Source organism: Shewanella sp. SP1S1-7, from assembly GCF_031932105.1.
GTDB lineage: Bacteria > Pseudomonadota > Gammaproteobacteria > Enterobacterales > Shewanellaceae > Shewanella > Shewanella baltica.
On record NZ_JAUOEU010000056.1, the window covers coordinates 1 to 6,008 of the forward strand.

At 45.4% G+C, this 6,008-nt stretch carries 7 protein-coding genes and 1 pseudogene; 2 read left to right on the forward strand and 6 right to left on the reverse strand.

Annotated elements, in window-relative coordinates:
• The coding region (locus Q4Q49_RS21800) for an IS5-like element ISSod6 family transposase (protein ID WP_312000426.1) at window positions 1-552 on the forward strand (552 nt) is incomplete at its 5' end.
• A gap of 329 nt (window positions 553-881) precedes the next feature.
• Here Q4Q49_RS21800 and Q4Q49_RS21805 read toward each other — a convergent pair.
• The 6 genes and pseudogenes from Q4Q49_RS21805 to Q4Q49_RS21830 all read right to left on the reverse strand — a co-directional run bounded on the left by Q4Q49_RS21805 (window position 882) and on the right by Q4Q49_RS21830 (window position 5,075).
• Window positions 882-1,268, reverse strand: a complete 387-nt coding sequence (locus tag Q4Q49_RS21805) for a gamma-butyrobetaine hydroxylase-like domain-containing protein (RefSeq protein ID WP_071938738.1) — start codon at window positions 1,266-1,268, stop codon at window positions 882-884.
• Between the two features lie 195 nt (window positions 1,269-1,463).
• Complete coding sequence (hslU, locus tag Q4Q49_RS21810; RefSeq protein WP_312000427.1) at window positions 1,464-2,792, reverse strand: HslU--HslV peptidase ATPase subunit; 1,329 nt, start codon at window positions 2,790-2,792, stop codon at window positions 1,464-1,466.
• Window positions 2,793-2,811: 19 nt separating this feature from the next.
• Window positions 2,812-3,336, reverse strand: a complete 525-nt coding sequence (gene hslV, locus Q4Q49_RS21815) for an ATP-dependent protease subunit HslV (RefSeq protein ID WP_006083300.1) — start codon at window positions 3,334-3,336, stop codon at window positions 2,812-2,814.
• Window positions 3,337-3,480: 144 nt separating this feature from the next.
• The gene (locus Q4Q49_RS21820; RefSeq protein ID WP_312000428.1) at window positions 3,481-4,056 is read right to left on the reverse strand and encodes a type II secretion system protein; all 576 of its coding nucleotides are present in this window, start codon (window positions 4,054-4,056) and stop codon (window positions 3,481-3,483) included.
• A 177-nt stretch (window positions 4,057-4,233) separates the two neighbouring features.
• Window positions 4,234-4,778 (reverse strand): annotated as a pseudogene (locus tag Q4Q49_RS21825) (dihydrofolate reductase family protein).
• 15 nt (window positions 4,779-4,793) lie between these two features.
• On the reverse strand, window positions 4,794-5,075 hold the full coding sequence (locus Q4Q49_RS21830) for a hypothetical protein (RefSeq protein ID WP_311991646.1): 282 nt from the start codon (window positions 5,073-5,075) through the stop codon (window positions 4,794-4,796).
• A 783-nt stretch (window positions 5,076-5,858) separates the two neighbouring features.
• Here Q4Q49_RS21830 and Q4Q49_RS21840 point away from each other — a divergent pair.
• On the forward strand, window positions 5,859-6,008 hold a 150-nt coding region (locus Q4Q49_RS21840; protein ID WP_312000429.1), incomplete at its 3' end, for a transposase.

A 6,008-nucleotide genomic window follows, 5' to 3' on the forward strand; every position in this document is an offset into this window, starting at 1 on the left:
AAAGGTGTTCTAGCACATTTATTCAAGGCCTTAGCCAACCTTGCTGATATAGAATGGGTCTTTATTGATGGCTCGATAGTGCGGGCTCACCAGCACAGTGCAGGTGCAGCGACGCTAAGTAATGAGAGTATTGGTAAAAGTCGAGGCGGTAATTCAACCAAAATTCACTTAGCCGTCGACAGCGGAGGATTACCGATTTATTTCGAATTATCAGAAGGCCAAAAACACGATATTACACACGCCCCCAGCTTAATTGAGCACCTGAAGCAGGTTGATACCGTCATTGCAGATAAAGGTTATGACAGCGATGCTTTTCGTGAACTTATCGCAAATAAAGGCGGGAAATCTGTTATTCCAAGGCGCCGCTATAAGAATACACCTCAAGAAAGAGTCGATTGGTGCTTATATCGGTATCGACATTTAGTGGAGAATGCTTTTGGAAGAATTAAACACTATCGAGCAATATCAACAAGGTATGACAAGCTAGCAAGAAATTACGCCAGTATGGTGTCACTGGCGTTTATGTTAATGTGGCTGCCGATGTATTGCTGAACAACATTTGTACAGCAAAGATCAACAGACCCTAATAATATTCAAAATTTAACAAGCCCATTGTTAAATTCTCGGGATGCCTAATTGTAAATAACAAACTAGCAGATATACCAAAGACTTAACAGGATTAAGCACTGCTATGGAAGTGACCGTTGGCGGCATGGATGCCGCCGTCGAGCCTATAGGGATATATTAACGGCGAGTCACTGGAATAACAGTGCTTAATCTATGACAGAATACTCTCAAACATTTTCAGTTTGTTGTAATGCCACTTAATTTAACTAGCCACCAATTGTTTAAATCACACCATTAGGCGTCTACCTAACATGCTAGTTGTACTTTATATTCATCGCGATCAGCGGTTCGCGGGAGGCTTTTTCGGCGCGCAGGCGGGCGAGGTATTTTTCCCATAGATCCACTTGGTGGGTGGCGAGATCGTAGAGTACTTTCCACGAGAATAGGCCTGTGTCGTGGCCGTCATCGAAGACGATTTTTACTGCATAGTTACCGACGGGTTCTATGGCACTGATGTTGACGTTTTTCTTGTGGGTGACCAGCTTAGGGTTGCCGTGACCATGCACTTCGGCTGAGGGCGAGTAGACTCTGAGCATCTCGCAGCTGAGCTGATATTGCTCACCATTGTCGAAACTGACTTCTAGAATGCGTGATTTACGTTTCAGTTTAATATCGGTGACATTGGGCGTTGCTGTGGTCATAGGTTGGCTACCAAGAAAATGCTAAGGATAGGATAACGACTCATTAAAGTAACACCTGACTAATGTAACCACTCGCGGCCAAGGATACAAAGGGTAAGCGAGAGCCTTGGTCAGGCTTTTTCGTTTAAGTCACACTTTTGCAGTTGAGTCGTTTACCGCCAAGTTGTTTGGGCTTGGCGGTGAGCGGGTTTTGTACTAGAGGATAAAGCGGCTGAGATCTTCGTCTTGGACTAAGTTGTCTAAGTGGGCGCTGACATAGTCGGCGTCGATAACAAAGGCGGAGCCCGATTTTTCCGATGCCTCGTAGGAGATATCTTCCATCAGCCTTTCCATCACAGTGTGTAAACGACGGGCGCCGATGTTTTCGGTGCGCTCGTTCACTTGCCATGCGGCTTTCGCAATGCTGTCGATACCCGATTCGCTGAATTCAACTTTCACGCCTTCTGTGCCCATCAGCGCGATATATTGCTCGGTGAGCGAGGCGTGTGGCTCGGTTAGAATGCGTTTAAAATCATTGGCTGATAATGCATCTAGCTCGACACGGATCGGTAAACGACCCTGTAATTCAGGAATTAAATCCGACGGTTTAGACATCTGGAATGCGCCAGAGGCGATAAACAGTATGTGGTCGGTTTTTACCATGCCGTGTTTTGTGGTGACAGTGCAGCCTTCGATCAGGGGTAGTAAGTCACGTTGTACGCCTTCACGGGAAACGTCTGGGCCTGAGGTTTCGCCGCGCTTACAGATTTTGTCGATTTCGTCGAGGAACACTATGCCGTGTTGCTCAACCATTTCAATGGCTTGTTCTTTTAAATCTTCTTGATTGACCAGTTTTGCCGCTTCTTCTTCGAACAATAGCTTAAAGGCTTCTTTGATCTTCATCTTGCGACGTTTTGCTGGTGCTTGGCCCATGTTTTTAAACAGACTTTGCAGCTGGTTGGTCATTTCTTCCATGCCTGGAGGCGACATGATTTCAACACCAATTTGCGGTTGGGCCACATCGATATCGATTTCTTTATCGTCTAATTGGCCTTCGCGTAGTTTTTTGCGGAAGACTTGACGGGTATTTGAGTTGGAATCGGTTTCAGTGCTTTCCCAGTCGTTTTTCGGCTTAGGCAACAGGGCATCGAGAATGCGCTCTTCGGCATTTTCTTCGGCGCGTTGGCGACATTTGCCCATTTGCTGTTCACGGGTCAGCTTGATGGCGATATCGGTCAAGTCGCGGATGATTTGCTCGACTTCCTTACCGACATAACCCACTTCTGTGTATTTAGTCGCTTCGACCTTGATAAAAGGCGCGTTCGCCAGCTTGGCTAAACGGCGGGCAATTTCAGTTTTACCAACGCCTGTTGGGCCAATCATCAGAATATTTTTTGGGGTGACTTCTTGACGGAAATCTGCGTCAAGTTGCATCCGGCGCCAGCGGTTACGCAGGGCGACAGCAACAGAACGTTTGGCCTTTTGTTGGCCAATAATGTGTGCATCCAGCTCGTGGACAATCTCACGGGGGGTCATTTCAGACATAATATTCCTCACGGGCTGTTTAGTAATTGAGTTCTTCAATCGTTTTGAATTGATTGGTGAATACGCAGATATCCGCAGCAATAGTCAGGGATTTTTCGGCGATTTCTAAGGCTGACAGCTCAGTATTTTGCAATAGTGCAAGGGCCGCCGCTTGGGCATAGTTGCCGCCTGAACCAATGGCGACTAAGTCGTGTTCTGGCTGAACGACATCACCATTACCTGTGATGATCAGCGAGGTTTCCGCATCGGCCACGACTAACAGTGCTTCGAGTTTACGCAGCATACGGTCGGTACGCCAATCTTTGGCGAGCTCAACGGCCGAGCGCAATAAATGGCCCTGGTGCATTTCAAGTTTGGCCTCAAAACGCTCGAATAGGGTGAAAGCATCGGCGGTGCCGCCTGCAAAACCTGCCAGTACCTTGTTGTGATATAAGCGACGCACTTTTTTGGCGTTACCTTTCATGACGGTATTGCCTAGGGAGACTTGGCCATCGCCGGCGATGACAACTTGATTATTACGGCGTACTGATACGATAGTGGTCACAATGAATCCTCTTCTGGCCCGCAGCAAAAGTTGCGGTGGATGATGGGATATATATGGGGATGGATGACAATAATTCAAGTAATCGCGGCAAATGCCAAAGGAGTTTGCGATCTTTCGCGCTCCTTTAGCAATAAAAATAAGCGCTTATTGGGAAAGGGTGGATCGACCTACAATAGTGCGGCCATCGAAGGGATAGTATTTAAGATCCCAGTTTTCACTGCCGAAGCTGCGATCGTCAGAGACATAGTTGAAAATGCAGTAAGCATTGGGATCTTTTATGTCGACGGCACCATACCAGTAAACAATGTCGACATTGGGAACTGTGCGCCAAGAGTATTGATCGGCAATGACAAATTCATTATTAGCCAAAAGACCTTGCCATAACTGACCACAATAATCGCCCTGCAATTTAGCACCGGCATCAGCGGTTGCAGTCTCTATTCCCAGTGGAAATCCTGTGGTGGTCGAGTCGAGTTTTCCGTCACCATAACAGGCGAGATCTTGGATATAACCAGAGTGACCGCCCGCAAGCCAACAACTGTGGTAAAGCTTAACACCAGAGGTAAAGGCCGCAAATGCGGTTTTGGCTCTGGCATCGTGAGCATCTTGGCCTAGGTTTAAAAATCGTGGTGCTGCGACGACGGCCAAGATCCCAAGGATGATAATGACCACAACCAGTTCTATTAATGTAAAACCCTTTGATGCCTGCAAACGATTCATATTGCTCACCTATCTGTTAGAGGAGGGTATTCTAACGGAACTTGGATTCGCAATCAGTAAGCCATTGATAGTATTTAGTTGTTTAACATTGTGGTTACATGGCTCTACAGTAAGATGGCAAGCCGAAAAATGGCAGGGTTCACCTTCGGCATATATGTCATCGCCTATCTCAACGACTTATAGAGTGCTTTTGTCTATGACGCGGTAGCGGTTTGTACATAGCCATTGTCGTATTGCTGTGTGTGGATGGGCATTAATTGTATGGCTTGGGGGACGTCACTAAAGAGGGGAATGCCTTTACCCAGTAAAGTGGGGATACGAGTGAGCTCCTGAATTAGCCCCGCCGCTAAAAAACCTTGGATCGTTTGTCCACCATCGATATAGAGATGCTTAAAGCCACGGGTTTTGAGTTGTTCGCTAATGCTTGCTGCATCGCCATTTAGCACTTGCACGTGCTCACTTAACGCCGACGGTACTGTTACACCGCTGCGGCTTAATACAAATACTGGGATATTCACATAGGGCCAATCACAATCGAAGGAGAGGACTTTTTCAAAGCTTTTTCGTCCCATTACAATCGCATCGATAGTGTCGATAAAAGCATGGTAACTAAAATCTTCATCGGGATTAGTACTGGGATGCTGGTTTAAAAAGTCGATATCCCCATCGGGAGTGGCGATATAACCATCGAGGGTCGTGGCAATAAAAACGGAGGCTTTCATTCATCTTCCTTAATGCTATTTTCGAGCGTGTTTCTCTAGTGATTCTTTCAGTGCCTGTTGCTGAGCGAGGCAGTCTTGTTTTGCTTTGCCCGACATATCGTTACACGTTTGACCTTTATCTGGGCCTTCCAATATGGCTGCTGCGACATATATAGCAGCGTCTGTTTTGTTACAATTTTGGTTTTCAGCAGGATTGTTTTCCGTGCATTTGTCACTAACGAGTGTACTTTTAACACAGCCACTCAGTGAGCCAACAATGAAGAGGCTAAGGGCGATAGAGATAAGAGCTTTAGACATAAATTTCTTCCTTGATAGAGTTTTGGTTTTAGTTAACTGTTATCGACTATGTCTACACAAGTAGCTGAATGGATTGTATTGAAGATAAGTAAATTTATCGTATTTGAAGCCGAGGTGCGAGGTTTGTATATCAAAACAAACTAATAAAAATCCCCGAGGGCATAGTTACCCTCGGGTAGAGGTTCAAAAAGCAGTGGATTTCTTGAGCGCCTGCGGGGCACAAAGGAAGGAACCTATGGCTTGATTGTGCGGGCTGATACGATATTTCACAAAGCCAAATGCGCAAACTGCGACAGCTTGTCGCAGGTTGGATGAATTTGTTATGCACTCAGCCCACCCTACAGTGTAAATCTATATTGCAAACTGAAGATTCACACCTGTGGTATTGCTTTACTTCGTTATATGTTCTCTTCTTACTATTGTGTGGTGCTGTTTATACGTTTAGATATTTGTTTTTAAAAGGCAAATTGCAGCTGGCACACTGTCGATTCCACATTCCTCTAATGTTTTGCTCATACTTTGTACAAACTCAATTTTATGTTGCCTAACGACTTGATAAAGCTGAAAACACATCACAATATCACTTTCAGATAGTCCTTTATTTTTAAAGGCTATTGCAGATAAATAGCTGCGGATCATAAAACAATCGAGTACGAGTAAACGGAATGCTTCCCAAGATAATTGCTGTGAGTCTAGGGTCTGTTGATCTTTCGAGAGTGATTTTTAGACAGCATGGCAAGACGTTATAATTTGCTTCGCCAAAAGTAACCATAACCTCAAGCCATGCCAAGACTTATGCTAACCGATGCACGCTGGGAAAAGCTATTTCATTTAATGAAAAGCACAGGCCGTGTTTATGACAAACCTGAACATAGACAAACATTCGAAGGTATTCTTTACCGCCTTAGAACAGGTATCCCTTGGCGAGATTTA

What these genes read in the sequence shown, in the direction of transcription:
- Q4Q49_RS21805 (WP_071938738.1), bottom strand. Translation starts at nt 1,268, where the DNA reads ATGACCACAGCAACGCCCAATGTCACCGATATTAAACTGAAACGTAAA.
- hslU (WP_312000427.1), bottom strand. Translation starts at nt 2,792, where the DNA reads ATGTCTGAAATGACCCCCCGTGAGATTGTCCACGAGCTGGATGCACAC.
- Q4Q49_RS21820 (WP_312000428.1), bottom strand. Translation starts at nt 4,056, where the DNA reads ATGAATCGTTTGCAGGCATCAAAGGGTTTTACATTAATAGAACTGGTT.
- Q4Q49_RS21830 (WP_311991646.1), bottom strand. Translation starts at nt 5,075, where the DNA reads ATGTCTAAAGCTCTTATCTCTATCGCCCTTAGCCTCTTCATTGTTGGC.